A 24,480-nucleotide genomic window follows, 5' to 3' on the forward strand; every position below is an offset into this window, starting at 1 on the left:
TGAATATTTACGTAATGGGAAAAAGCTTTAAAGAATGTGGAAATGTTCAAATTCAGTTGCAAATCCCATTGGTTCGCTGAACTTAATTAATCCATTCGAATATTTAGAAAGATGTCTAAAGTGTGAGTCGTTCACAATAGATGGGTTGGAATTGTTAAAAGATTGTTTTTATTCAGCTCCTTGATTTCTTTATTTAATACTCCCCCACAACCCTCTCCGCCCAATACTTATAAATCTCCGCATCCGGGTGCAGCTTGTCGCTAACCACGGCTAGGGGATATTCCCGGTAGTGGGTGGTGATGTCGAGGAAGGTGACGCCGTGCCTTTCGGCGATGGCTTGCTTGGCGCGGTTGAAGCGGTCGATTTCCTGGGCCACTTTGGCCTTGTCTGTTTCTTTTTCGGTGGCAAAGGGCGTGATGCCCCAGTCTGGAATGGAAAGGACGAGGACGTTTTCCTTCTTTCCTCCCGCAAAACTTATGGCCTGCTCGAGCAACTGCCTGAATTCCTCCCTGTAGTTGTCCAGGTCCCTGCCCCTGTACTGGTTGTTTACCCCGATGAGCAAGGTGACCAAATCATAGGTCTGCCCCTCTATATTGGCCTCGCTGATCCCTTTTTGGAGTTCATCGGTGGTCCAGCCGGTGGTGGCGATGATTTTGGGATCCTCAAAATCGTAACCTTTTTCCCTTAGCATGACCACGGCCTGGTTAGGGAATCTTTCATGCTCTTCGACTCCTTCCCCAATGGTGTAAGAATCGCCTAATGCCAAGTATGTGAGTTTTTGCTCCATTTTCGGTTGGGTTGTAAGTACGGCCAAGCTCAAGGCCAAAAAGGTGAACAGGTGGATCATGACTGGAATAGCTTTTCGGTAAGCTGGAAGGTGCCCTCATCCGCATTCATTCGGGCTTTGGCGCCAATCGGTACGATGAATTGTTTGGGCACATGGCCGATCATGGCACCGCGGTAAGCGGGGATGTTGAGGGGTTTGATGTAATCGTCAAAAATGTCGTCCAGCGTTAGGGTGCCGTATCCGCCCGTGGGGCTGCAGTCCGTGCACTGACCAAAGACGAAGCCTTTGATCTGGCTGAGGGCGCCCATAAGCTTTAGGGTGCTCATCATGCGGTCCACCTTGTAAGGTTCCTCGCCGATGTCTTCGAGAAACAAGATTTTGTCGTGGAAATCCGGCAGATAGCCCGTTCCCGCCAAAGCGGTCAATACCGTCAGGTTGCCACCCACCAGTTCTCCTTCTACCTCACCGCTAGTGATAGTCTGGATACGGTTGTTTTTGACGATCAGCTCATCGCCTTTTTCCTGCTCGTTTTCAAACTTGTGCAGGGACTGGTTGAAAAACACTTCCTCAAACTGTCTTACATTAAAACTGTTCCAGCTGCCTGTGCCGTTGGGGCCGTGGAAGGTGATCAGGCCGGTTTTGGCATAGATCGCGTTGTGCAGCGCGGTAATGTCGCTGTAGCCCAAAATCGGTTTGGGGTTGCGTTTGATGTTTTCGTAATCGATCATGGGCAGGATCCTGGCCGCCCCGGATCCTCCGCGGATGCAGATGACGGCCTTCACTTGCTCATCGGCAAACATGCCGTTAAGGTCATTGGCCCGCTCGGCATCGGTCCCGGCGAGATGCCCTCTTCGGTTCTGTAGGTTTTCGCCCATTTTGACCTCAAAACCCAAAGCCTCCAGCGCCTCTTTGGCCAACTGAAACTGTATCCTTTCGGCCGTGGCCGCAGAAGGACTGATCAAGCCTACAATGTCGCCTTTTTGCAAAGGTTTGGGCAAAAGCTTCTGAACAGGGGAGGTGGATTTGATGGCCTTTTGCATCCCGAGGATGGGAAATAGGCTCATGGATAGTCCCAAGGACTTGAGGAAATTTCTTTTGTTCATGTGTGTTTAAAAGTTTTCCCGGATATAGACCATCACCTTTTCCATCTCTGCTCTCACCTTGCTGGCCTTGTAGGGGTAATTGTTGTTCATAAATGCAAAGGCATATAACTTGTCACTTTTTGTTCTGACGAATCCAACCAAGCTGTGGTTGTTGGAAATGGTGCCCGTTTTGCCAAACACATAAGGTTTGGGCGCATGGTAATTGTTTTTTAAGGTACCGCTCACACCGCCTTTGGGCAGCAGGTTGAACAGCATCTCGTCAGGCATTACCCTGTAGATTTTATCCATCAAAACCACCAGTGATCGGGGGGTCATCAGGTTGTGCCTGGACAACCCGGAGCCATCCACCCACAACAATTCGTCAGGAAGGTCAATTAAGTATGTTTTTTTGATATAATCAATGGCTCTTTCAGAATTAAGCTCCTGAAAGAGTTCATCAGAAATCATCAGCAGCAGGTGTTCGGCGATAAAATTGTCGCTTTCCAGCATCATTTCTTTATACAGGGCCTCTGTACGGATCCCCTTGAGGCGCTGGTGGTCCTTCGGGAGCTTTTCCTTGGTGGGGATCACCATTTTGTTGAGTTCCGAACTGGCCAGTTGGGCAAAAGTCTGCTGGCTGGTCAGGAAGGGTACGTAGGTATTCATGCCGTTGTAGGTGCGGGGATTATAGTAGAACTGGTTACTGTGAAATTCCCTTTGCACGTTTCGCACATCCCTATCGCTGGTGGTGAGGTTTTGCCTAAATAGGGAAGGGCTGACTTCCGGCTTGTTGTTGCGGTTGATCACTTTGGCGACGTTGCCATAGATGGGGAAGGGTGATTTTTCGGCAGAGTAGGAGAAATAATAATCGTCCCATTGCCAGCCAAAACCAAATGCCTGGTCCTTCCAGTTGGCATCGGAGAAGTTGATTTTTTCATACTTGTCAAAAAACTCCCTTAATCTGGGCTGTTGGGGCAGGGCATGGTATTTCCAGCTTGGATCCCCGGTGCCCCAAACGGTGACTTCGTTGCCTTTGTTCACATACCTAAGAATGGTGGTGCTGTCCCCCAAAGTGATCAGGGAAGAAAAGAAGGTTACGAGCTTGGTAGTGGAGGCGGGGATGAAGTATAGGTGGCTGTTTTTTTCATACACCGGCTGCTGGGTGTCCAGGTCATAGAGCATAAAACCGGTGAGGTGGTTGTTGAAGAAGGAGTCCTTGTTGAAATAGCTTTCCAGCTCCGCAGTCTTATCCCGAGAAGGTTGGGCAATTAGGCTGGAGACTTGTAGGAATAAAAGGAGCGTGATTGTACTAGGTACTAAGTACAAAGAACTAAGTAATCTGGGGCGGTGTACGTGCTTGCTATAAGTCTTTACTTCCATCTATTCAAAAAGCTTTTTGCTTTAACTTTAATCTCTTTGAAATCCATTCTTCAAGGATTTTATCTTTTTGCCACGAAAGCTATTGTGGCTTGCTGCAACTCCGCGAAACCCTGCCTGCGCAGGCCGGTCCGTGTCCCTTTATTTCCGCGAACATCACCCTTCGTACTTCGCCATTGCCACACATATCCAGCCAGCGATGAAGGCTACGCCGCCGAAGGGCGTGATGGCGCCAAGCCAGGTGATGCCTGTCAGGGACAGCACATAAAGGGAACCGGAGAAAATAACGATGCCGGCCAAAAAGAGCCACGCGCTACGCTTGATCCATTTTTCCTGCAATTTCAATAACGACAGTATGCCCACCAATAACATTGCCAGGGCATGATAAAAGTGATATTTCACTCCCGTTTCAAAAGTCTCTGCTCGGCCCTGCATCTCCAGCATATCTGCCAATCCATGGGCCCCAAAGGCCCCGATCCCCACAGCCAGCGCCCCCAAAACGGCTCCTACTTGTATTATTCTTTCTTTATGCATTTTTTTTATATTATCCGGAATGATGTCGGTAGCCTATTTTTCTTTGATTGTCAGGACGGAAGACCGATGACCGAAGTAACAAGGCGTGATTCCGCAAAGATGCCTGCCTTGCCGGCGAGGCAGGCCTGCTTGCAGCAAAGGCAAGCTCTGTGCAACTCCATTTAAAACTCTGAGTAACTCCTCTGTGTCCCATTAAAATGTCAACCCCTCGCCCCGAAGATGGCGCTTCCGATCCGCACCATGGTGCTGCCTTCCTCCTGTGCGATGAGGTAATCCCCGCTCATGCCCATGGAAAGCTCCTCCATTTTCATGTTGGCGGGGAGTGGTAAGGTTTTCAATTTGTCAAACAGGCTTTTTAACCCCGAAAACTCCCTGCGGATCTGTTCCTCATTTTCTGTGAAGGTGGCCATTCCCATCAACCCCTTTATTTCCACATGCTCTAGAGTCTTCAGCTCCCCACTTTCTATTAGCTGGAGGAGCTCAGTCTCATCAAAGCCAAACTTGCTGTCCTCCTCCGCAATATGAACCTGTAGCAGGCAGGGGATAGTCCTTTCGGCCTTTTTGGCCTGTTTGTTGATTTCCTTGAGCAGCTTGAAGGAGTCCACGCCATGTATAAGATGGACAAAAGGGGCGATGTATTTGACCTTGTTGCGCTGTAGGTGGCCAATCATATGCCATCGGATGTCGGAGGGCAACTGGGGCTGTTTATCTACGAGTTCCTGTACTTTGTTTTCTCCAAAGTCCCGTATGCCAGCCTCATAGGCTTCCTGAAGGTCTTCTTTGGGTTTGGTCTTGCTTACAGCTACCAGTAGGCAGTCGGGGTTAATAAAAGTGTTTTTTATCTCCTGAAGGTTTTCTTTTATAGCCATTCTCCTAAATTTACACTCTCAAAGATACTGTTTAAGATTAGGACGGGCAATCCTCCGGCCTGCATTGTTTTAACATTAGCATATAAAATTATGGCGATATTAGGCACTTTATTGAAACGCGGCATCAGGTTGCGGGAATCCCTGGAACAGGAATACAGTTCCCCAATTGAGCTTCAGAAAAGAGAGCTGAAAAAACTGATGATCGCAGCCTCCAAAACGGAGTTTGGACGTCAGTACGGTTTTTCGGACAAACTCAAGGAGTTTAAGAAGAAGGGCAATACCTTCTATGAGGTGTTCAAACAGGATATGCCGATATTCGACTACAACAGGATGTATGACGAATGGTGGCACAAGTTGCAGGAAGGACAGAAGGACATCACATGGCCGGGGGCTATCAAGTATTTTGCCATGACTTCGGGCACCTCGGGAGCCTCCTCCAAATACATCCCTATCTCCTACGAAATGGTGAGGGCCATCCGGAAGACAGGTGTGCGCCAGATCCTTTCCCTGTCCAAATATGATCTGCCGGACAGACTGTTCAACACCGGTATCCTGATGTTGGGAGGAAGCACGGATTTGGAGTTTAACGGCACCTATTTTTCCGGTGACCTGAGCGGGATCACGGCTGGCAAACTTCCTATATGGTTCCAGCGGTTTTATAAGCCGGGTTCCGAGATTGCCAAAAATAAAAACTGGGGTGATAAACTCGAAAGGATCGTGGACAACGCCCCCAACTGGGATATTGGGATCATTGTGGGGGTGCCTGCATGGTTGCAGATCTTGCTCGAGAAGATCATCGAGCGTTACAACTTGAAATCTATTCATGACATTTGGCCAAACCTCAAGATTTTTGTGCACGGAGGGGTGAGTTTTGAGCCTTACAAAAAAGGCTTTGAAAAGCTGTTGGATAGGCCGCTTATTTATATGGAAACCTACCTGGCGAGTGAGGGTTTTTTGGCCTTTCAGGCCCTGCCTGACCGCCGCTCAATGAGGCTGGTGCTCAATAATGGGATTTTCTATGAATTTATTCCTTTCAAGGATGAAAATTTTGACGAAAATGGGGAGGTAAAGCCGGATGCGCAAACCCTTTCCATTGACCAGCTCGAGGAGGGTAAGGAATATGCCATACTGATCAGCACCTGTGCCGGGGCTTGGCGTTATTTGATTGGGGATGTGATCAAGTTTGAATCTTTGGCGGAAGCCGAGATTGTGATCACCGGCAGGACCAAGCATTTTCTCAGCTTGTGTGGGGAACATCTTTCCGTGGACAATATGAACAGGGCCATTGAGCTGGCTTCAGAGGAATTGGATATCGATATCCGGGAATTTACGGTCATAGGTGTGCCACACGGGAGCCTATTTGCCCATCACTGGTATATTGGCAGCGATGATGAAGTGGATGCGGGGAGGTTGAGGAACATTATTGATGAGAAGCTGAAAAGTCTGAATGACGACTATATTACAGAGCGCCAGCATGCGTTGAAGGAAATTGAGGTGAAAGTGTTGCCTCAGGAGACCTTCATTGAATATATGCGGCAACAGGGCAAGGAAGGCGGGCAGAATAAATTCCCACGTGTGTTGAAAGGGGATAAGGCGGAGGCTTGGGTTGGCTTTTTGAAGGAGAAAGGGCTGGCATAAAATGAATGTAATAGAAGGAATTGGAATGGGGCTGGTGCTATCCCTTATCATCGGGCCCGTTTTTTTTGCCCTGATCCAAAGCAGCATTGAAAAAGGTTTCAGGTATGCCGTGGCGATGGCTGCCGGCATTTTGCTGAGTGATAGCCTTTATGTGTTGCTTACCTACTTTGGCGTATCCCTGATCACCAACAATCCGATGGTGGAGATGGTCTTGGGTTTTGTCGGTGGCGGTTTTTTGGTGGCTTTTGGGGTCCTGACTTTTATGAAGAAAGGCATGGGCCGACCAAACACCGGAGGTTTCCCCAAGAGTAAAAAGCGGCCCATGAAGCGGAAAGGCTTTGCCAAAGGCTTTTCCCTCAACGGCGTCAACCCTTTTGTGTTGCTCTTTTGGACTTCCATTGCGGGATTAGTGCATTTAAAGGATGGATTTGGAGCTCTTGACGTGGTGGGGTATTATTTGGGGATCCTGCTCACGGTGTTCCTGATAGACGTTCTCAAGGCCTACAGCGCTACCAAACTCCGCACCTTCATCACTCCGAAGATCATGCAGTTGCTCAACAAGGTTGTGGCAGTGGCACTGGTGGGCTTCGGAATCAGGCTGATTGTATTTGCTGCTGAGGCGGTATGAGGCTTCACGTAGGCAAATGGGTCACAAAGGGCACCAAGTTAAAAAAGAAGTCGCTCAAAGGCTTCTTCGCTTACCGATACCCCATCCGAATAGCGCAGCTCAGAGGGAGGGGCACGATGGTAAGAACCTTTGTACCTGGTACTTTGTACCTGGTACTTGGTACCTGGTACTTTGTACCCATACGCAAGTACCAGATACGAACAGATGAGATAAAAAGGCTTCTTCTCTGCAAAATGGGTGGCAAGTGTATGTATCCATCCATACCTCAAGTTCCATTGAGACGCACCATCTCCGCTAACTACCTAAAATCCACTCACTCCTGAACAAACGGTAATTACTAGGTACATAGTACATAGTACATAGTACATAGTACTTAAGTACACCCCTCTAATCCAACAAAAAGTTATTAAGAAAACTACTCTTCAGCATCATCCAAAAAAACAAGAATACAAAAGCCCACATCATGTATGCCCGATAGTAGTCCTGGGTTTCCTTGTATCTGTTTTCGATGATTTCGGCCTTTTCGAGTTCATCGATCTGGTCAAAGATCTGGTCTAGCGCATCGTCGTCGCCTGCTCTAAAGAACTGTCCGCTGCCTATTTGGGCAATCTCACGAAGGGTGGTCTCATCCAGGTAGCTTTCGATCATCTGGGGACGGCCGAAGAAATCCGTGCCGTAGGGCACCATCCCGTCTTTCCCCACTGCAATGGTGTATATCTTGATATCCAGGGCGGCGGCCAGCTGTGCGGCAAAAACCGGGTCCACATTCCCGGCATTATTGTCGCCGTCACTAAGCAGCACCATCACCTTGCTGGTGCTTTCTGATTCCCTCATGCGGTTAGTGGCAGTTGCGAGGGCGCTTCCTATGGCTGTACCTTTGGCATCCATCATGTTGAAGGAAATGTCACTGATGGCGTCGGTGAGCATTTTGTGGTCGGTGGTGAGGGGAGAAAGGGAAAAAGCCTCTCCGGCAAAAACCACCATTCCGATCCGGTCACCTCGCCGGCCTTCTATAAATTCATTGGCTGTCTCCTTGGCGGCTTCCAATCTGTTTGGTTTTAAATCCTGCAGATCCATAGATTCAGAGATATCCAGCACCAGCATGATGTCAATACCTTCCGTGGACTGTTCCACCCGCTCATTGGTGCGTTGTGGGCGGGCCAAGGCGATGGCGATCATCCAGAGGGCCAGTAGGAAAAAGAAGGTGGGAATCAGCCTTAAATAAGTCCAAGGGTTGCTTTGGGCCACTCTCTTGGGAAGGGTAAGCTCCAAGGAAGGGTTTCTCAAAAACTTGATAAAAACCCTCAATAGCATCAATATAGGGATGATCCAAATCAGATGCAGCGCCCAGATGTTTTCCCACTCGAAGGAGCGCAAAGTTTCTGGGGTAAACCAATGCCATGAAAGCATGTCGCCTATACTATTTATGTTCATGGATCAGTTCAATTTTGTTAGTGTACATATTTCGGCAATCCGTTTTCAGGTTCTGACAGATGGCTGGCAGTTGCTCTGTTTTGCGGTCTGCATAGATGATAAGTTCGATGTTTCGCAGGTCATCCAAAATGCCATCACGGGGAAGGTCCATGGCCACCTCTGTGGAGGTCCATTCCTGATAGGGCCGGTTGGTCACCAGCTCAAGGTACCTTTTCCAGAGGCCCAGCACATTGTCGGCATGTGAGGCGGTGGGTTGGGAAATGAAAGTGGAAGTGACATTCTCCCATTTCTTTTCAAACCTGTTCCATCTCCTTTTTTCCAACCAGGCAAGCCAGTGGTTATAGATTTTATCTCCAAACACAAAATAGATCACAATACCCAGCACCAGGATGATGGACAGAGCGATATAGAAGTATGGATAGTTGAATTCCCTTTGGATCTTCTGGTAAGTATCGTTGTCTTTGAAGGCCGGTTCAGGCGGGATCTCAGATAAGGTTAGGATAAGGGCCAGCTGGTCCTCTTCGGGGAAGTACTCGAGACTGTCATATTTCAACACCTCATACACCGGCATGGTAAAGTTCCGCACCGGATCCAGGGAGAAGTTGGAGAGGTAATAGATTACGCTATCCCTGGTGACGGTGTCACGGGTATCGGTGACAAAGGTTTTTCTGCCCAGGTATTCCATATCTTCAAACCGGAAGGAGGAATCGGGGAAAATGACCTGCTGGCTGGGGTGGTAGGTGGCCTTAAGCACGTACTCCACCCGTTCGCCGAGCTTGGCGGAATCCTTACGGAAATATCCCTCTACCTGCACATCCTGGGCGGACAGCATGTAAGGGAATAGAAAGGTGATGATGAATAAAAACGAATGCTGCTTACCCACGTTTCATGGTTTTATTTCGATACTTAAATAATTCTATCAAAGGCAAAACAATGTCCTGCTGGGTGTCAATGGATAGGTAATTTATTTGATGTCTTTTGCATAAGTCGCTGATAGCTTCTCTTTCATCGGTAAAGGTGGATGAGATTTTTTTAGAAAAGGTTCGGAAAGCGGTGTTTACCCAAGTGGTTTTGTCTTCCTCCTTGTCATAAATGGGGATGATGCCCAGGGAAGGAAGTTTGGTTTCCCGAGGGTCGGTTACCTGTATGGCCACCACGTCATGTTTTTCGCCCATGGCTTTCAAAGTCCTTTCGTAGCCCTCATCTATAAAATCCGAAATCACAATGATGATACTTCTTTTCTTGACCAAATTCAAGGTGTAGGTAAACATGGAATTGAGGTCGGTTTTCAGGGATTTATTTTCATGCTGAAAGATTGCGCGGATGAGTTTGACCCCATGGCGCTGGCCCTTCCCAGGGAGTACCACCTGTTCTTTTTGGTCACTGAAGGAAATCAGGCCTACCTGGCTTCCTTCATAGAGGGCGGCCAACGTGAGCACTCCGGCAATCTCTTTTCCGAGGTCAAGTTTCTTTCTGCCTTTTGCCCCAATATTTTGGGATCCACTGATGTCGAGCAGAAATATTACCGACTGATCTTTTTCTTCTTTAAAAGTTTTAACAAATGTTCCGTGCCCTTTTGCGGATACTTTCCATTCAATAGTCCTCACATCGTCTCCATACTGGTAGGGGCGGAGGTCATCAAATTCCAGACCTGCCCCTTTGAAAATAGACTTGTAATCCCCCTGTAAATGGTTGTTGGCCACTTTTCGGAGCATAATTTCATATTTTCTGAGCTTTTTAAGCAGGTGTTTCATTTGCTGTGTTTTTCCTGAGGCCTAAATTTAACGCACTCATTTGAATAATAAAACGTGTAGAAGGTAACATATTATTTAAATTCGTTTGAATTGGCTAATTTTGCAGTGTGAAAAAGTTGATAATATTTATGGTTCTGTCGGTTTTTGCCCTTTCCTGCGGCAACGGTGACAGACCCAAACAGTTGTTGAATGAGGATCAGATGGTGGCCATCATGATGGACATCCACATGGTGGAGGGCATCGCCAGTTCGTTGCCCATTTCCTATGATTCCTCCAAAAAAGTGTACCCTTACCTGGAGCACCGGGTTTTTGAAAAACATGGGGTGCCGGATTCAGTTTACGTTGAAAACCTTCAGTATTACCTGCGTGATGCCGCCAAGATGGAGCAGCTCTATGCCAGGGTGATTGATTCTTTGACGGTCAAACAAAATATAGGAGAACAATAATATATGCTATATCCCAAAAGCCTTGAGCATAAGATTGATTTTGACAAAATCAAAGATCACATCAAGGCCGAATGTACAAGCCCACTAGGGGTGGAGTTTGTTTCCAAGATTTCCTTTTCCAAGGACCCCAAATTGATACAAAAGCTTCTCGACCAAACCGAGGAGTTTAGGCAGATCATCATATCCGGTGAGATGTTTCCCGCTTCCAACTTCTTGAATATTTACCCTTTTCTGGAAAAAGCCAAGATTGAGGGGACCTTTCTATATGAGGATGAGTTTCATGACATCAAAATGTCATTGATCACCCTGAGGGGATGCACGGCATTTCTGGAAAAGTACCAGGAAGAATATCCGAATCTGTATCAGCTGGTAGGCATGGTGACTTTGGACAATACCCTGCTGAAGGCAATTGAGAAGGTGATTGATGAAAAAGGAAAGCTGAAAAACAATGCTTCCAAAGAATTGGCCTTGATCCGGTCGCAGATCCTTTATGAAGAAAACAGGTTGAGGAAGGTGCTGGATAGGATTTTCAGAGAAGCCAAATCCAAGGGGTATACGCCGGAGGATGCTTCGCTCACCATCAGGGGAGGAAGGATGGTGATGCCTGTTTTGGCTGAAAACAAGCGTAAGATTAAAGGTTTCGTACACGATGAATCCGCCACTGGTCAGACGGTGTACCTCGAACCTGCCGAGGTACTGGACATCAACAATGAACTCAAGGAATTGGAGTACATGGAGCGAAGGGAGATCACCAAGATCCTTACGCAACTTACCGATACCTTGCGGCCCTATATTCCAGACCTGAGAAAGGCTTTCCAGTTTCTAGGCATGGTGGATTTCATCCGGGCTAAGGCTAGGTTTGCCATTAAGGTGAATGCAAGCAAGCCCTCCTATGAAAAAGCCAAGGTGATCGAATGGTACAACGCCCGACACCCGCTATTGGAAATGGCTTTGGCCCAGCAAGGCAAAAAGATAACCCCGCTTAACATACAGCTTGACCATAACAAAAGGCTCCTAGTGATCTCTGGACCAAATGCCGGAGGTAAGTCGGTGACCTTAAAAACGGTATCCCTACTCCAATATATGGTGCAGTGTGGTCTACTGATCCCGGTGGATCCACATTCCAAGTTTAGCATTTTCAACAACCTGTTCATCGACATAGGAGATGAGCAGAATATAGAAAACGACTTGAGTACTTACAGCTCACACTTGATGAGCATGAAGTATTTTACCGAATTTGCCGACAAGAAGACCATATTCTTTATTGACGAATTTGGCACGGGTACCGAGCCGCAATTTGGCGGGGCCATCGCGGAGGCGATCCTGCTAGCCCTCAACCAAACGGGAGCGTATGGGATAGTGACTACCCACTACGGCAACCTCAAACAGGTGGCGGCCAAGCACCAGGGCATGGTCAATGGTGCCATGCGGTACGACGTGGATAAACTCGAGCCTCTCTACCAATTGGAGGTAGGCAAGCCTGGGAGTTCCTTTGCTTTGGAAATCGCCTCCAAAATCGGGATCCGCAAGGATATCATAGCAGAAGCCAAAGAGAAAATAGGGGAGGAGCGGGTGCGATATGACAAGCTTCTCAACAAGGTAGAAGCGGAAAAAAACAAGTATGACAAGCTCTTGCTGGAAACCCAGATGAAAGACCGTCTACTGACCAAACTTATGGAAGAGTACTCTCAGTTAAAGGAAACTTTAGAAAAGAACAAAAAGGAAATTGTGCAACAGGCCAAGGTGGAGGCCAAGCAACTGCTTGATCAAACCAACAGGCAAATAGAAGCCACTATCCGGGAGATCCGTGAAAGCAAGGCTGATAAGGAGGCCACCAAAAAGGCCAGAGCCACTCTCGAGCAGCACAAGCAGGAGGTGAAGCCTGAAAAGCAGAAAGTAGCCCAGGGGGCTGAGATTAAGGTGGTCGGAGGAGCTATTCAGCCTGGCGACCATGTGAGGCTGAAGGATAACGGGGCCGTTGCTGAGGTGATTTCGATCAAAAATAAGGATGTGGAAATCAGCATTGGGGAGCTAAAATCCAATGTGAAACTCAACAGGCTGGAGAAGATCAGCAAAACTGAGGTAAAAAAAGAGAAGAAAGCCATTGCCAAGCGCATGTCCTATGACACCACGGCGGCCATGCGCGAGTTTAATGTCAACCTTGACTTGAGAGGCAAAAGGGGAGAAGAGATTCTGCCGATGGTCGAAAGATTTGTCGATGAGGGCTTCATGTTAGGCTTGAAGGATCTTCGGATCGTCCATGGCAAAGGAGATGGCATCTTGAGAGATATTACCAGAAACCTGTTGAGGCACATGGATAGTGTTTCCTCATTTGAAGACGAGCATGCCGATAGAGGGGGAGCTGGAGTGACGCTGGTGACGCTGAAGCAGTAAAAATAAGAAGTTCATCATTTGATCACTAAATAATGATGAATGATGAACTTCGAATAATGAATAATGAAGTAATGACCGCGTTAAGCCTACTCTTTCGTCAACTCAAACACATATGAACCTGCCACAGCATTGGTTCTTGCGTTGGGCATTGGGATGGAGAAGCTGAGTCGGAGGTTGTTTTGGTTGCGGGTGAATTGGATTTCTTCTCCGGAGGCGGGTTGATCGCCTGTCAATATCACCCGGTCAAGGTTGCTGCCTGCCAAGGACCAATTGCCTGAGGCATCAAAGATCCCCTGCCCATTTGAACTGCTATAGGTGCGGCTTTGGCCGGAAGCATTGAAGGTGATTGAAAAACCGTTGAACAAGTCCGTTTGGTTTGCCCCATCTTTTGTCACAGAGCCTCCTTGGGCCACCGTCCAAGTGGCTGATCCATCATCGGCCAGTTCTTCGATTGCCAATTGTTCTGGGGTTTTTTGGTCTGGTTCGGGAGTTTCACTTCCGCAGGCAGATGCCGCAATCAAAATAGTTAAGGCTAAAAAGCCTTTTAGTAGATGCTTGATCATAAATACAAAATTGTTCTGCTGTAAATTTAACTAATCCCTTCAAAAATCAAAGCTGATTTTTAAGCTTGTAGTCTTCAATGGATATGGTTTGATCACAAAAATTGTATTCCCTTTCATCATTGGAGCAGATTATGGTAGTTTTCTGTAGGCCGAATTTTTTTACCATATCCAAATACCAATTCACCCCCCTCACATCCAGATTGGAGGTAGGCTCGTCCAAAAGCATCAGTGGGGAGTCGGAGAAAAAGCACACACCCAGTTTAAGCCGTTGCTTCATTCCGCTGGAAAAGAACTGGATCTGTTTGTTTTTATGCTCCTGAAGATACATCAATTCCAGCATTTTTTCGGTGGTCAAACCTTCAAGTTTGTTCTTGAATTTGAAATGGAAATCCAGAAACTCCACCAGGGTGAATTCTTCCGGAAGCTCGAGATAGGGGGCGCTCAGGGTAAGGTATTGGTAAAAATCTTCCTCGGTAATGGTTCGGTCGTTGGCCTGATAGGTGATTTTGCCTTCAGTGAGGGGAATAAGGCCTGAAAGGCACTTCAAAAAAGTGGATTTTCCGGAGCCGTTGCTTCCGGTGATGGCTATTTTGCTGTGAGAAGGAAAAACCAGGCTGACATTTTTGAAAATCCAGTCGTATTGGAATCTCTTGGCAGCCTGGTCTAGCTGTATGCTGATCATATCAATTGAAATATCCCTTCATGACACCTCTCTCTGAAGTGCGGATAAAATTGACAATTTCGTCTCTTTCTTTGGTTGCCGGCAGGTTGATTTCAATTTCCTCCAGGGCCCTGCTGTTATTAAGACTGTTAAGGAAAAGATAGCGATAGACTTCCTGTATGTGGCTGATGGCCTCGCTGGAAAATCCTCTTCTTCTCAATCCTAAGGAATTTACACCCGCATAGCTAAGCGGCTCTCGGGCTGCCTTGGTAAAGGGTGGCACATCCTTTCTTACCAGTGATCCACCCGAAATCATAGAGTGCATGCCTATTTTGACAAATTGGTGTATGGCGCTGCTGCCGCCCACTATTGCCCAATCGTCAATAGTAACGTGCCCTGCCACCTGTACAGAGTTGGCGATGATCACATTGTCGCCCACAAAACAGTCATGGGCAATGTGAACATAGGCCATTATCAAGCAGTTAGAACCAACCTTGGTAGTCCTTTTGTCCAAAGTACCCCGGCTGATGGTGACGCACTCGCGAATGGTGGTGTTGTCACCAATTTCCACTGTAGAGTCCTCTCCCTGGAATTTAAGGTCTTGAGGAATGGCACAGATTACCGCGCCAGGGAAAATTTTGCAGTTTTTGCCAATCTTGGCCCCAGGGTAGATGGTTACATTTGACCCAATCCAAGTCCCTTCACCAATTTCAACATTTTCATGAATGCAGGTAAAAGGGTCTATGGTTACATTTTCTCCAATTACTGCACTTTCTTCTATATGCGCTAGCTTACTTATCATGCTTCTTTTCTTACGATACTTGCGGTCATGACGGCTTCACAGACCAATGTGTTGCCCACATATGCCTCGCCTTTCATTTTGGCTATACCTCTTCTGATCGGAGCCAAGAGCTCACATTTGAAAATCAGGGTATCACCAGGAAGTACCATCTTTCTAAATTTGCAACTTTCAATTCCTAAAAAGTAGGTCCAGTAATTTTCAGGGTCATCCACAGTGCTCAAAACAAGGATTCCCCCAGTCTGTGCCATGGCTTCCACTTGAAGTACTCCGGGCATCACCGGATTGTTTGGGAAATGCCCCATAAAGAACGGTTCGTTGATGGTCACGTTCTTCACACCGGCTACTACTGTATCGTCCAAATAAATGATTTTATCCAACAACTGGAAGGGATACCTGTGTGGCAATATATTGCTGATCTGATTGATGTCCAAAACAGGCGGAAGCTTTGGATCATAATGAGGGATGTGGCTAGGCCCGCTTTTCTCCATGGCTCTTTTCAGCTTTTTGGCAAAAGCCACATTGGCGGCATGGCCAGGTCGGGCCGCCAGAATCTGGGCCTTCAGAGGTCTTCCTACCAAAGCCAAATCCCCTACCACGTCCAAGAGTTTATGTCTGGCTGGCTCGTTTTTATAACGGAGCTCCACATTGTTCAAAATGCCTTCTTTTCGAACCTCAACCTTAGGTTTGTTGAACATTTTGGCCAAATTGGCCAATTCTGCTTCTTCCACCACGCGATCCACCACCACAATGGCATTGTTTAGATCGCCACCTTTAATCAGGTTCTGGTTATATAGCATTTCCAATTCATGCAAAAAGCAGAAAGTCCTACAAGAGGCAATCTCATTTTTGAATTGGCTGATGTCGGTAATGGAGGCGTGCTGGCTTCCCAAAACAGGGGAATTGTAATCCACCATTACGGTCACTCTATAGTCGTCGAGGGGCAGAGCTGCCATTTCCACTTCCCGCTCGGAATCTCTGTAATGGATACTTTCGGGAACTTCAAAGAATCTTCTCAAGGCATTCTGCTCTTGAAATCCTGCATCCTCCAAGATATTGATAAACTGGATGGAGCTGCCGTCCATGATAGGGGGCTCGGGGCCATCCAGCTGTATAAGTACATTGTCAATCTCAAGACCAACCAATGCTGCCAATACGTGCTCAACGGTGAAAACCCTAGCTCCGCCCTGCTCGAGGGTGGTACCGCGGGATACGTCCACTACATTGTCCACGTCCGCATCTATGATAGGCTGGCCTTCCAAGTCAGTCCTTTGGAACTTGTAGCCATGGTTTGGTGGGGCAGGGACAAAAGTCATGTTGGTGACTACTCCTGTATGTAGGCCCACGCCTGACACGGATACTTGCTTTCCTATGGTATGCTGTTTTACTTTCATTCAGAATATTTCTTTTCGAAGGGTCGAAATTCTTTTGGAACAAGCTCCAAATTTATTGTTTTTTTTCTAGATCTTTCAATTTGTTTTGAAGCTCTGGCAATTTTCTAAAAACCGCGTAGGATTTCAGAAAGTCTTTGATGTCCATAGCCATGTAGCCCAAAAGGGTGTTGCCGGGCTTGGTGATAGACTTTGAAATCCCTGTATTTGCTCCAATTGTGGTGTTGTCGGCAATTTTCAAATGTCCAACAATCCCTGCTTTTCCGGCGATTATGCAGTTCTTTCCTATTTCGGTGGAACCAGAGATTCCAGCCTGGGCGGCAATTACCGTGTTTTCGCCGATTACCACATTATGGGCAATTTGCACAAGGTTGTCAATTTTCACGCCTTTTTTGACGATCGTTGACCCCATCGTGGCCCTGTCCAAGGTGGAGTTTGCCCCAATGCTTACATTGTCTTCCAATACCACGTTGCCGAGTTGGGGGATGTTTTTATAGGTGCCGTCAGCCTGTGGGGCAAAGCCAAAACCGTCGGCGCCAACTACCGCATTGGCGTGGACATCACAGTTGTTGCCGATCACACAGTCGTTGAGGATTCTTGCACCAGAGAAGATTTTACAGTTGTCGCCAATAGTCACATTGTCCCCAATAAATGCCTGGGGGTGGATTTTGGTGTTTTTTCCGATTTTGGTGTTTTTCCCGATATGGGAAAAAGCGCCGCGATAGCCATTTTCACCCATGGTACTGGTGGGGTCCATGTAGGAAGGTTGCTCTACGCCCAGCTTGTCTTCCTTGATCATCATTTCATAAGCTTCCAGCAATTGGGTAAAACCTATATAGGGATCTTCAACTTTGATCAGGGTGGTGTTATAATCCTTGGAAGGGCTAAAACTGTCGGCTACAATCACCGCACTTGCTTTGGTGGTATAAAGGTAGTTTTCGTATTTCAGGTTGGAAAGAAAACTGATTCCCCCGGGGCTGCCTTCTTGGATTTTGTCCAGTCTGCTTACCTTTTGAGAACCATCGCCTTCTACTTTGCCATTCAAAAGTTCAGCTACTTGACTGATGGTAAATTCCATGGATGTTAATTTTATGTTGGCTCAAAGTTAAATTTTTTTGGCTCGACAAGCGTAATACTTTTTTACAATTTTGCTCATAGCTTTGATGTTTGGTAAGTCAGCCGCTTGGGCCACATCGATCACCTGACCTTTTTTTGTGTAGATCAGGATGCTGTCTTTGGCCACATACGCATTGTTGCTGATGCTGCCATAAGAAAAGAAATAGGGGAGGTATGCTTCCGGAATGTCCAGTTTCTGGATGGTTTTCTTTTTCATTTCCTCTAGTTGCGATTTTTCAATAGGGGAGCTTACCAGGTCAACTTTGAAAAGGTTGCGTGTCAAAAACATGTTGGAAATAGTTTTGAGCACAAAGTCCTCATTGGACTTCCAAAGTTTTACAGCCCCCCAAATATCAAAATCATCAAGCTGGGTGAAAATATCAAGAAGCTCTTTGGAGTTTTGAAAATCCTCTACTGTATAATCGTATTTGAGCAAATGGATGAGTTCGTCGGTTCCATTAAGGTTAACGCCGGATTGCTGTACTTCTTTTGCCCGGCTGATTAAATTGATGAGCATTTTTTCCGCGCTCACGGTGGTTTTGTGCAGGTATACCTGCCAATACATTAGCCTTCTGGCACTTAGGAAATTTTCAATGCTGTAGATTCCTTTTTCCTCAATAACCAAGGCATCATCTTTGATGTTCATCATCTTGATAATCCTGTCCGCCCCGATGGTACCTTCGGAGACCCCAGTGAAGAAACAGTCACGTTGGAGGTAGTCCAAGCGGTCTATGTCCAGTTGGCTGGATACCAGTTGATGGAAAAACTTCCGCTCGTATCGCCCGGTAAAGATCTTGATGGCCAGTTCCAGCTGGTTGTTAAACTCCTTATTGAGCGCCTCAATGATCAGCAGGGAGAGTTTCTCATGGTGGATGTCCTTGAGCAGGCTAAATTCCAATGCATGGGAAAACGGCCCGTGGCCGATATCATGGAGCAAAATAGCAATAAGAGAAGCTTCATACTCCTCATTGCTGATTTCGTGGCCTTTATTTCGTAAATTGTCAAGAGTAATGCTCATCAGGTGCATGGCTCCCAAGGCATGGTGAAACCTGGTGTGCAGTGCCCCCGGATAAATGAAATCCGTCAAACCCAGCTGTTTGATTCTACGTAACCTTTGAAAGTAGGGGTGATCAATGATGGCGAAAATGAGCTCGCTGGGAATGGTTATAAAACCATAGACAGGATCGTTGAGTATTTTATGGCTGTTCAATGGCCTTTATTTTTTGTGAGTAATAACAAAAGTAATTATAATTTTAAAAGATATAAACCAAATAATATGCAAAAATTCAAAATCCTTTGGGCTGATGACGAAATTGATCTACTGAAACCCCATATCATGTTTTTGGAACAAAAAGGCTACGAGATTACCACCGTCAACAGCGGTGTGGATGCCGTGGAGAAAGTGGAGGAGAGCAATTTTGATGTGATCTTTTTGGACGAAATGATGCCTGGCATGACCGGTTTGGAAACCCTCCAGCAGGTCAAGATTTTGAAACCGCAAACACCCGTGGTGATGATCACCAAAAGTGAAGAGGAGCATATTATGGATGATGCCATCGGCGGAAAAATCGCCGATTACCTTATCAAACCTATTAACCCCAACCAGATCCTGCTTTCCGTCAAGAAGATCCTTCAGAATAAAAGATTGATCACTGAGAAAACAAACCTGAGTTATCAGCAGGATTTCAGGAATATCAGCATGGCTTACAATGATGCCATTGATCATGATGAGTGGGCCGATATTTATACCAAGCTGGTATATTGGGAACTGGAGATCGACAAGACGGAAAACAAGAGCATGCAGGAAGTGCTCGACACCCAAAAAACGGAGGCCAACGCCAACTTTGCCAAATTCATCAAGGAAAACTACCTTGATTGGCTCAATGAAAAAGGGATAGACAAACCCATTCTTTCCCATCAGGTGATGCGGGAAAAGGTTTTTCCGAAGCTTCAAGAAGGGAAACCCCTGTTTTTTATCGTTATTGATAACCTTCGTCTTGACCAGTGGGAGGTAATCGAACCTTTGCTTTCTACCCATTTTGTAGTGCAGAGCGATGAGACGTATTACAGTATTTTGCCCACCACTACGGCATATGCCAGAAATGCCCTATTTAGTGGTATGATGCCTATGGACATGGCAAGGTTCCATCCCGACCTGTGGGAAGGGGAGGATACCGATGAGGGCAAGAATAACCACGAAGAGGAGTTTTTGAATGAAAATATCAAGAGAAACAAGCTTAACATAAAGAGCAGTTACCATAAAATCCTACAGGCGCATCAGGGCAAGGCCGTGGTGGATGCTTTTCCCAATCTGATGAATAATGACCTGAACGTGTTGGTATACAATTTTGTGGACATGCTTTCGCACGCCCGAACGGACATGAAAATGATCCGTGAGCTGGCTCCGAACGAATCCGCATATAGGTCCCTAACGGAAAGCTGGTTTACCCATTCCTCCCTCTTTGAGCTGTTGAAGAAAATAAGCGATGCTGGAGCCGATGTAATTATTACCACTGATCACGGGACCAAAAGGGTGCACCGCCCTTACAAAATAATCGGCGATAGGACTGTAACGACCAACTTGCGATACAAGCAGGGGAAGAATCTAAATTTTGAATCCGGAAAGGTTTTCGAGATCAGAAAACCGGAAGATGCCAAGCTTCCGAAATTTAATGTTTCAACAAGTTATGTTTTTGCCGTAGAAGACTATTTCTTTGCATATCCTAATAATTACAATTATTATGTAAATTACTACAAGGACACCTTCCAGCATGGCGGCGTATCGCTTGAGGAAGTAATTGTGCCTTTGGTACATCTTTCACCGAAGAAATATTGATTTGGAAGAAATAAGTTATGATGGTCTAGAGGAACTGCCTCAGGTAGCGAAAACCTTGATGGAAACTTGCAAAGAGGATAAGATCTGGGTTTTCAAAGGTGACATGGGGGCAGGCAAGACCACCCTGATCAAGGAGCTGGCCAGGCAGCACGGGGTGGTTGACAATGTCAGCAGCCCAACCTTCTCCATTGTAAATGAATACCAGAATACAAGCGGGGATTTGTTTTATCATTTCGATTTCTACAGGCTCGATGATCCTGATGAAGCGTTGGAAATCGGGATTGATGACTATTTTTATAGCGGCAATCCATGTTGGATAGAGTGGGGTGAAAAAGTCGCCGAATATATTCCGGAGGATTTTGTGCTGATTGAAATCAACAGCGATCTTTCCGGCAAAAGAAACATTCAAATAAAGACAGTTAGGGATGGTAGCTAAAATGGCCGAGATCACTAAGGAAGCGGGTATATATCCCCAAGAGGCACTAGCCAAAGTAAAAAAGTCCAACAATTCACTGTTGATCGGATTGCCCCGTGAGGTGGCGTTTCAGGAAAAGCGTGTGGTGCTCACTCCCGAAGCCGTGGCGCTATTGGTCAACAACGGGCAGCGCGTGATGGTGGAGTCCAATGCAGGCAAACTTTCCAAATTTACCGACAAGGACTATTCTGATGCGGGAGCCAAGGTGGTCTATAGTGCCAAAGAAGCCTTTGATGCTGAAATTGTGCTAAAGGTAGAGCCCCCGAAGGAAGATGAAATAGCCATGATGAAACCCGGTGCCTGCCTCATTTCTGCTCTACAGCTAGGAAAGCAGAATGCTGACTATATACATGCCTTGAACAGGAAAAAGGTTACCGCGGTGGCCTTCGAAAACTTGGAAGACAAGGTGGGGGGTATGCCGGTGGTGCGGGCCATGAGCGAAATTGCCGGTAGCACGGTGATGCTGGTGGCGGCCGAGTATTTGAGTAGCGTAAATGATGGAAAAGGGCTGATTTTGGGGGGGATCACCGGTGTGCCGCCTACACAAGTGGTGATCATTGGTGCGGGCACGGTGGCTGAATATGCCGCCCGAACAGCCTTGGGCCTTGGTGCCACTATCCGTATCTTCGATAATCATATCTACAAGCTTCGTAGAATCAAGCAACTGCTTGGTCAGCAGGTGTATACTTCCACGATTGATAACTATACGTTGGGTCAGGCTTTGAAAGAGGCAGACGTGGTGATAGGAGCCTTAAGGGCCGAAAAGGGAAAAACTAAGGTGGTTGTTTCGGACGAAATGGTCGCCGCTATGATGCCTGGAAGTATCATCATAGATGTAAGTATCGATCAGGGCGGATGTGTGGAAACCTCAGAGATGACAACCCACAGCAATCCGACTTTTACAAAATATGATGTGATCCACTATTGTGTGCCGAATATCGCATCCCGGGTAGCAAGGACAGCTTCCGTGGCCCTGAGCAATATTTTCACACCCATTCTCCTCCAAATGGCTGACCTCGGTGGAGCCGAGGAGATGATTTTCAATTACAAGTGGTTTATGAAAGGAGTATATACTTATAGAGGTAGCCTGACCAATGCTCACTTGGCTAGGAAATTCTCCATGTCTCACAAGGAATTGCAGCTATTGCTAGCTGCAAGGTATTAGGAAAGAAGGTTTTGTCTCAAAAGGAACTCTAGTTGATCATTGGCTTTTAGCAAGCTTCTGGTCAACTGGTCATTTTTTCTCCTTAAGTCAAATACTTCGTAAGCATTTTTCACGACTGTTCTCATATAATCTTCATCCCAAGGTTTGGTCAGGTAATGGTACACCTGGCCTTTGTTGATGGCGTCAATTACAGCCTGGATATCTGTATAGCCAGTCAATAGAATACGCATAGGATCAGGATAGTCCGGAATGATGGATTCCAAGAACTCCACGCCAGTTTCATTGGGCATCCTTTGGTCAGTAATGATGATTTCAACTGTTTGGTTTTCAAGGATTTTTCGGGCTTCCTCAGCTGACTCAGCGATAAAAATCTGATAGTTTCTTCTAAAGGTAGCTTTGAATGCCTGCAGGTTGTTCACCTCATCGTCCACATAAAGGACTTTTATTTTTTCGTTTACTTCTTCCATTATCAGTAATTGATCTTCACTTGGGATTTGGTTGCTAAATTAGAGAAAATTTTGAATTTGCCTTCAGGTATTTAGCTGAACCTTTTGAAATTATTTTTGATAATATACAAAAAATGAAATTTTATTGAGGTAGAAGGCGGTAAAAATGTCCATGAAATGCATTTTTTGCCGTTTGAATAAATTATTGTGCGAAATCTATAAAAATATGACTTCTAAAATATAACTTTACTGCCATATCAGCTTACAAAAAATGCAATTCATGGAAGGTATTTTGGCCCCAACCCATAAAAAAGTAGCGTACAAGGCGGTTGTTTTGGATCCCCAGTCCCAAACTGACCAAGCCCAGATTGATGAACTTTTGGCCCAACCTTATGTCACTTTAATTGACACATCCTTGAGTCAAGTTGAGGAATTGATCAAGATCAATAATCCTACCGAAAAATTTGCTCCTGAAATTTTAACCCTAAAAGCAACTCAGTTTCTTGAAGAGAAAGGAAAGGCGGCTTTATTTAATTTTGTGTTTTATCCATGGAGAAACACACTAACGGTTTTACTCAAGGAAAAGGAATTCTCCCATTTGAGGACTTCCAGAAATAAATACAAGATCACCCAAGAAGAACAGGATGTGCTGTCTACGAAAATCATCGGGGTGGTTGGGTTATCTGTAGGACAAAGTGTGGCGTTGAGTTTGGCCATGGAGCGCGGTTTTGGGGAGTTGCGGATTGCTGATTTTGACACTTTGGAGTTGAGCAACATGAACAGAATCAGGACCAGCGTAGTGAACTTGGGCGAACCAAAGACCAGAATCGTAGCTAGGGAAATTGCGGAAATAGACCCCTATCTGAAAGTAACTTTATTTGAGGATGGATTGACCGAGGATAATATGGACGCATTTTTTGAAAAAGGAGGCAAATTAGACCTATTAATAGAGGAATGTGACAGTTTGCCTATAAAGCTTACCAGTAGGTTGAAAGCCAAATCTTTAGGTATTCCTGTTTTGATGGATACCAGCGATCGTGGTATGATTGACATAGAAAGATTTGATTTGGAAAGAGAAAGGCCTATATTTCATGGGAAATTAAAGGAGTTTGGGGAAGAATCTACTTTGAAATCAATTGTAGCAGAGAAATATAAAGAATTATTATTTTCTATTTTAGATATAGAAAAGATTTCTGATAGGGCAAAGATTAGTCTGGGAGAAGTTGGGAAAAGTTTAACAACTTGGCCTCAGACAGCCACTTCAGTTTTATTGGGAGGTGCGGCGACGGCATATTACTCTAGATTAATTCTCACAAAGAACATTAGTAACTCTACTAGGCTTTACGTAGATTTGGACGCATTTATTAAGGATCAAAATGAAGGTTAAAGTTAGAATTGTCAAGTCAATTGATGACAAAGAGGCCGCTGAAAAATATATTCAAGGACATCATAAAGTACTTGAGGCATATGGCGTGACAAAGGTTACATCCGCCGATACTTCTTGGATTAACAATCCAAATTGTTTCTTGATTCTAGTCGAAAATCTCGAGGACGGTAGAGTTCTAGGAGGAGGAAGAATTCAAATGAAAACTGAAAATAATGATCTCCCTCTAGTTGAAGCTGTTAGAGAAATTGATGTGGGGATAAATCAGTATATGGATTCTATTGGTACAGCACAGGTTGCTGAGTTTTGTGGACTTTGGAATTCTAAAGAAGTAGCGGGCTTTGGAATTGGTAGTATTTATTTAGGAAGAGTGGGTGCAGCTATATGTACTCAATTAAATGTAAATAAACTTCTAGCATTATGCTCACCAGCTACCCTCAGGAACTGTAAAAGAGTTGGTTTTTCAATTATAGAATCTTTAGGGGTTGATGGTAAGTTTTATTACCCGAAAGAGGGATTGATTGCTACAGCTTTGGAAATTAACAATGTTGAAAACTTGCCAAATGCAACAAATGATGATAGGGATTTTATATTTAAATTGAGGAAAGATATTAATTTTTCTGTTCAAGAATCAGGCCCTAAAGGGGAAATGTCAATAGAGTTTGATATTAAAATTATGTCTTCAACAATGGTGATGTAAT

The 24,480-nt window shown here is 45.8% G+C and carries 24 protein-coding genes; 9 read left to right on the forward strand and 15 right to left on the reverse strand.

All coding sequences use genetic code 11. The features are described from left to right. Positions 1 to 193 precede the first annotated feature (193 nt). The 5 genes from KIH41_RS13875 to KIH41_RS13895 form a co-directional block, all read right to left on the reverse strand. On the reverse strand, positions 194 to 847 hold the full coding sequence (locus KIH41_RS13875; protein ID WP_214162765.1) for an SGNH/GDSL hydrolase family protein: 654 nt from the start codon (positions 845 to 847) through the stop codon (positions 194 to 196). After that, complete coding sequence (locus tag KIH41_RS13880) at positions 844 to 1,890, reverse strand: S66 peptidase family protein (protein WP_213943744.1); 1,047 nt, start codon at positions 1,888 to 1,890, stop codon at positions 844 to 846. The genes KIH41_RS13875 and KIH41_RS13880 overlap by 4 nt, the downstream gene beginning before the upstream one ends. Positions 1,891 to 1,896: 6 nt before the next feature. Continuing rightward, positions 1,897 to 3,195 (reverse strand): D-alanyl-D-alanine carboxypeptidase/D-alanyl-D-alanine-endopeptidase, encoded by a 1,299-nt coding sequence (locus tag KIH41_RS13885; RefSeq protein WP_246539132.1) that lies wholly within the window; start codon positions 3,193 to 3,195, stop codon positions 1,897 to 1,899. Between the two features lie 207 nt (positions 3,196 to 3,402). Further along, positions 3,403 to 3,780, reverse strand: coding sequence for a DUF423 domain-containing protein (locus KIH41_RS13890; RefSeq protein WP_214162767.1), 378 nt, complete (start codon positions 3,778 to 3,780; stop codon positions 3,403 to 3,405). A 200-nt stretch (positions 3,781 to 3,980) separates the two neighbouring features. Next, entirely contained in the window at positions 3,981 to 4,649 is a 669-nt protein-coding gene (locus tag KIH41_RS13895; RefSeq protein WP_213943747.1) for a YggS family pyridoxal phosphate-dependent enzyme, read from the reverse strand. A 90-nt stretch (positions 4,650 to 4,739) separates the two neighbouring features. Here KIH41_RS13895 and KIH41_RS13900 point away from each other — a divergent pair, with 90 nt between their 5' ends. Both KIH41_RS13900 and KIH41_RS13905 read left to right on the forward strand, forming a co-directional pair. Beyond that, a complete protein-coding gene (locus KIH41_RS13900) occupies positions 4,740 to 6,287 on the forward strand; it encodes a GH3 family domain-containing protein (RefSeq protein ID WP_213943748.1) in 1,548 nt (515 codons plus the stop codon). A gap of 1 nt (position 6,288) precedes the next feature. Beyond that, positions 6,289 to 6,915 (forward strand): LysE family translocator, encoded by a 627-nt coding sequence (locus KIH41_RS13905; protein WP_213943749.1) that lies wholly within the window; start codon positions 6,289 to 6,291, stop codon positions 6,913 to 6,915. A gap of 387 nt (positions 6,916 to 7,302) precedes the next feature. Here KIH41_RS13905 and KIH41_RS13910 read toward each other — a convergent pair whose 3' ends face one another. The 3 genes from KIH41_RS13910 to KIH41_RS13920 are packed head-to-tail and all read right to left on the reverse strand — an operon-like array spanning position 7,303 to position 10,103. Next, positions 7,303 to 8,349, reverse strand: a complete 1,047-nt coding sequence (locus KIH41_RS13910) for a vWA domain-containing protein (RefSeq protein WP_214162768.1) — start codon at positions 8,347 to 8,349, stop codon at positions 7,303 to 7,305. Next, positions 8,336 to 9,232 carry a hypothetical protein gene (locus KIH41_RS13915; RefSeq protein WP_317194953.1) on the reverse strand — a complete coding sequence of 299 codons (897 nt, stop codon included), beginning with the start codon at positions 9,230 to 9,232 and terminating at the stop codon, positions 8,336 to 8,338. The genes KIH41_RS13910 and KIH41_RS13915 overlap by 14 nt, the downstream gene beginning before the upstream one ends. Next, positions 9,225 to 10,103 carry a DUF58 domain-containing protein gene (locus KIH41_RS13920; protein ID WP_213943751.1) on the reverse strand — a complete coding sequence of 293 codons (879 nt, stop codon included), beginning with the start codon at positions 10,101 to 10,103 and terminating at the stop codon, positions 9,225 to 9,227. Before KIH41_RS13920 ends, KIH41_RS13915 begins: the two co-directional genes overlap by 8 nt. A 107-nt stretch (positions 10,104 to 10,210) precedes the next feature. On the opposite strand from KIH41_RS13920, the gene KIH41_RS13925 reads away from it, so the two are divergent. Then, entirely contained in the window at positions 10,211 to 10,549 is a 339-nt protein-coding gene (locus KIH41_RS13925) for a DUF4296 domain-containing protein (RefSeq protein ID WP_317194954.1), read from the forward strand. Between the two features lie 3 nt (positions 10,550 to 10,552). Next, complete coding sequence (locus KIH41_RS13930) at positions 10,553 to 12,943, forward strand: endonuclease MutS2 (protein ID WP_214162769.1); 2,391 nt, start codon at positions 10,553 to 10,555, stop codon at positions 12,941 to 12,943. Between the two features lie 86 nt (positions 12,944 to 13,029). On the opposite strand, the gene KIH41_RS13935 is transcribed toward KIH41_RS13930, so the two are convergent. From KIH41_RS13935 to KIH41_RS13960, 6 genes are read right to left on the reverse strand one after another with little or no spacing between them, the layout of a single operon-like run. Next, positions 13,030 to 13,506, reverse strand: a complete 477-nt coding sequence (locus KIH41_RS13935; RefSeq protein WP_246539133.1) for a hypothetical protein — start codon at positions 13,504 to 13,506, stop codon at positions 13,030 to 13,032. Positions 13,507 to 13,552: 46 nt separating this feature from the next. After that, a complete protein-coding gene (locus KIH41_RS13940; RefSeq protein WP_214162770.1) occupies positions 13,553 to 14,188 on the reverse strand; it encodes an ABC transporter ATP-binding protein in 636 nt (211 codons plus the stop codon). A 1-nt stretch (position 14,189) separates the two neighbouring features. Beyond that, positions 14,190 to 14,969: an acyl-ACP--UDP-N-acetylglucosamine O-acyltransferase gene (lpxA, locus tag KIH41_RS13945; protein ID WP_213943755.1), complete on the reverse strand. Its 780-nt coding sequence runs from the start codon at positions 14,967 to 14,969 to the stop codon at positions 14,190 to 14,192. Then, the gene (locus tag KIH41_RS13950; RefSeq protein WP_213943756.1) at positions 14,966 to 16,360 is read right to left on the reverse strand and encodes a bifunctional UDP-3-O-[3-hydroxymyristoyl] N-acetylglucosamine deacetylase/3-hydroxyacyl-ACP dehydratase; all 1,395 of its coding nucleotides are present in this window, start codon (positions 16,358 to 16,360) and stop codon (positions 14,966 to 14,968) included. The genes lpxA and KIH41_RS13950 overlap by 4 nt, the downstream gene beginning before the upstream one ends. Positions 16,361 to 16,412: 52 nt before the next feature. Next, the gene (gene lpxD / locus KIH41_RS13955) at positions 16,413 to 17,435 is read right to left on the reverse strand and encodes a UDP-3-O-(3-hydroxymyristoyl)glucosamine N-acyltransferase (protein WP_213943757.1); all 1,023 of its coding nucleotides are present in this window, start codon (positions 17,433 to 17,435) and stop codon (positions 16,413 to 16,415) included. Between the two features lie 27 nt (positions 17,436 to 17,462). Further along, the gene (locus KIH41_RS13960) at positions 17,463 to 18,683 is read right to left on the reverse strand and encodes an HD domain-containing protein (RefSeq protein ID WP_213943758.1); all 1,221 of its coding nucleotides are present in this window, start codon (positions 18,681 to 18,683) and stop codon (positions 17,463 to 17,465) included. A 66-nt stretch (positions 18,684 to 18,749) separates the two neighbouring features. Between KIH41_RS13960 and porX the strand changes: the two genes are divergently transcribed. Genes porX through KIH41_RS13975 form a run of 3 tightly spaced genes read left to right on the forward strand, consistent with a single transcriptional unit; the run spans position 18,750 to position 21,949 of the window. Continuing rightward, the gene (gene porX, locus KIH41_RS13965; protein ID WP_213943759.1) at positions 18,750 to 20,309 is read left to right on the forward strand and encodes a T9SS response regulator signal transducer PorX; all 1,560 of its coding nucleotides are present in this window, start codon (positions 18,750 to 18,752) and stop codon (positions 20,307 to 20,309) included. Position 20,310: 1 nt separating this feature from the next. Then, complete coding sequence (gene tsaE / locus KIH41_RS13970; RefSeq protein ID WP_213943760.1) at positions 20,311 to 20,745, forward strand: tRNA (adenosine(37)-N6)-threonylcarbamoyltransferase complex ATPase subunit type 1 TsaE; 435 nt, start codon at positions 20,311 to 20,313, stop codon at positions 20,743 to 20,745. Then, positions 20,735 to 21,949 (forward strand): alanine dehydrogenase, encoded by a 1,215-nt coding sequence (locus KIH41_RS13975; protein ID WP_213943761.1) that lies wholly within the window; start codon positions 20,735 to 20,737, stop codon positions 21,947 to 21,949. The genes tsaE and KIH41_RS13975 overlap by 11 nt, the downstream gene beginning before the upstream one ends. Here the strand turns inward: KIH41_RS13975 and KIH41_RS13980 are convergent. Then, complete coding sequence (locus tag KIH41_RS13980; RefSeq protein WP_213943762.1) at positions 21,946 to 22,416, reverse strand: response regulator; 471 nt, start codon at positions 22,414 to 22,416, stop codon at positions 21,946 to 21,948. The two genes, KIH41_RS13975 and KIH41_RS13980, sit on opposite strands and share 4 nt — an antisense overlap. Positions 22,417 to 22,675: 259 nt before the next feature. Between KIH41_RS13980 and KIH41_RS13985 the strand changes: the two genes are divergently transcribed. Both KIH41_RS13985 and KIH41_RS13990 read left to right on the forward strand, forming a co-directional pair. Next, complete coding sequence (locus KIH41_RS13985; protein WP_214162771.1) at positions 22,676 to 23,782, forward strand: ThiF family adenylyltransferase; 1,107 nt, start codon at positions 22,676 to 22,678, stop codon at positions 23,780 to 23,782. Beyond that, complete coding sequence (locus KIH41_RS13990) at positions 23,772 to 24,479, forward strand: hypothetical protein (RefSeq protein WP_214162772.1); 708 nt, start codon at positions 23,772 to 23,774, stop codon at positions 24,477 to 24,479. Before KIH41_RS13985 ends, KIH41_RS13990 begins: the two co-directional genes overlap by 11 nt. Position 24,480: the final 1 nt, after the last annotated feature.

It is taken from the genome of Litoribacter ruber, from assembly GCF_018500185.1.
In the GTDB taxonomy this organism is placed as follows: domain Bacteria; phylum Bacteroidota; class Bacteroidia; order Cytophagales; family Cyclobacteriaceae; genus Litoribacter; species Litoribacter ruber.

Coding starts and splice junctions, on each gene's coding strand:
- KIH41_RS13930 (WP_214162769.1), top strand. CDS start 10,553: ATGCTATATCCCAAAAGCCTTGAGCATAAGATTGATTTTGACAAAATC.
- KIH41_RS13905 (WP_213943749.1), top strand. CDS start 6,289: ATGAATGTAATAGAAGGAATTGGAATGGGGCTGGTGCTATCCCTTATC.
- KIH41_RS13895 (WP_213943747.1), bottom strand. CDS start 4,649: ATGGCTATAAAAGAAAACCTTCAGGAGATAAAAAACACTTTTATTAAC.
- lpxA (WP_213943755.1), bottom strand. CDS start 14,969: ATGATAAGTAAGCTAGCGCATATAGAAGAAAGTGCAGTAATTGGAGAA.
- KIH41_RS13940 (WP_214162770.1), bottom strand. CDS start 14,188: ATGATCAGCATACAGCTAGACCAGGCTGCCAAGAGATTCCAATACGAC.
- KIH41_RS13980 (WP_213943762.1), bottom strand. CDS start 22,416: ATGGAAGAAGTAAACGAAAAAATAAAAGTCCTTTATGTGGACGATGAG.
- porX (WP_213943759.1), top strand. CDS start 18,750: ATGCAAAAATTCAAAATCCTTTGGGCTGATGACGAAATTGATCTACTG.
- KIH41_RS13910 (WP_214162768.1), bottom strand. CDS start 8,349: ATGAACATAAATAGTATAGGCGACATGCTTTCATGGCATTGGTTTACC.
- KIH41_RS13880 (WP_213943744.1), bottom strand. CDS start 1,890: ATGAACAAAAGAAATTTCCTCAAGTCCTTGGGACTATCCATGAGCCTA.
- lpxD (WP_213943757.1), bottom strand. CDS start 17,435: ATGGAATTTACCATCAGTCAAGTAGCTGAACTTTTGAATGGCAAAGTA.
- KIH41_RS13985 (WP_214162771.1), top strand. CDS start 22,676: ATGGAAGGTATTTTGGCCCCAACCCATAAAAAAGTAGCGTACAAGGCG.
- KIH41_RS13900 (WP_213943748.1), top strand. CDS start 4,740: ATGGCGATATTAGGCACTTTATTGAAACGCGGCATCAGGTTGCGGGAA.
- KIH41_RS13875 (WP_214162765.1), bottom strand. CDS start 847: ATGATCCACCTGTTCACCTTTTTGGCCTTGAGCTTGGCCGTACTTACA.
- KIH41_RS13890 (WP_214162767.1), bottom strand. CDS start 3,780: ATGCATAAAGAAAGAATAATACAAGTAGGAGCCGTTTTGGGGGCGCTG.
- KIH41_RS13920 (WP_213943751.1), bottom strand. CDS start 10,103: ATGAAACACCTGCTTAAAAAGCTCAGAAAATATGAAATTATGCTCCGA.
- KIH41_RS13975 (WP_213943761.1), top strand. CDS start 20,735: ATGGTAGCTAAAATGGCCGAGATCACTAAGGAAGCGGGTATATATCCC.
- KIH41_RS13950 (WP_213943756.1), bottom strand. CDS start 16,360: ATGAAAGTAAAACAGCATACCATAGGAAAGCAAGTATCCGTGTCAGGC.
- KIH41_RS13935 (WP_246539133.1), bottom strand. CDS start 13,506: ATGATCAAGCATCTACTAAAAGGCTTTTTAGCCTTAACTATTTTGATT.
- KIH41_RS13990 (WP_214162772.1), top strand. CDS start 23,772: ATGAAGGTTAAAGTTAGAATTGTCAAGTCAATTGATGACAAAGAGGCC.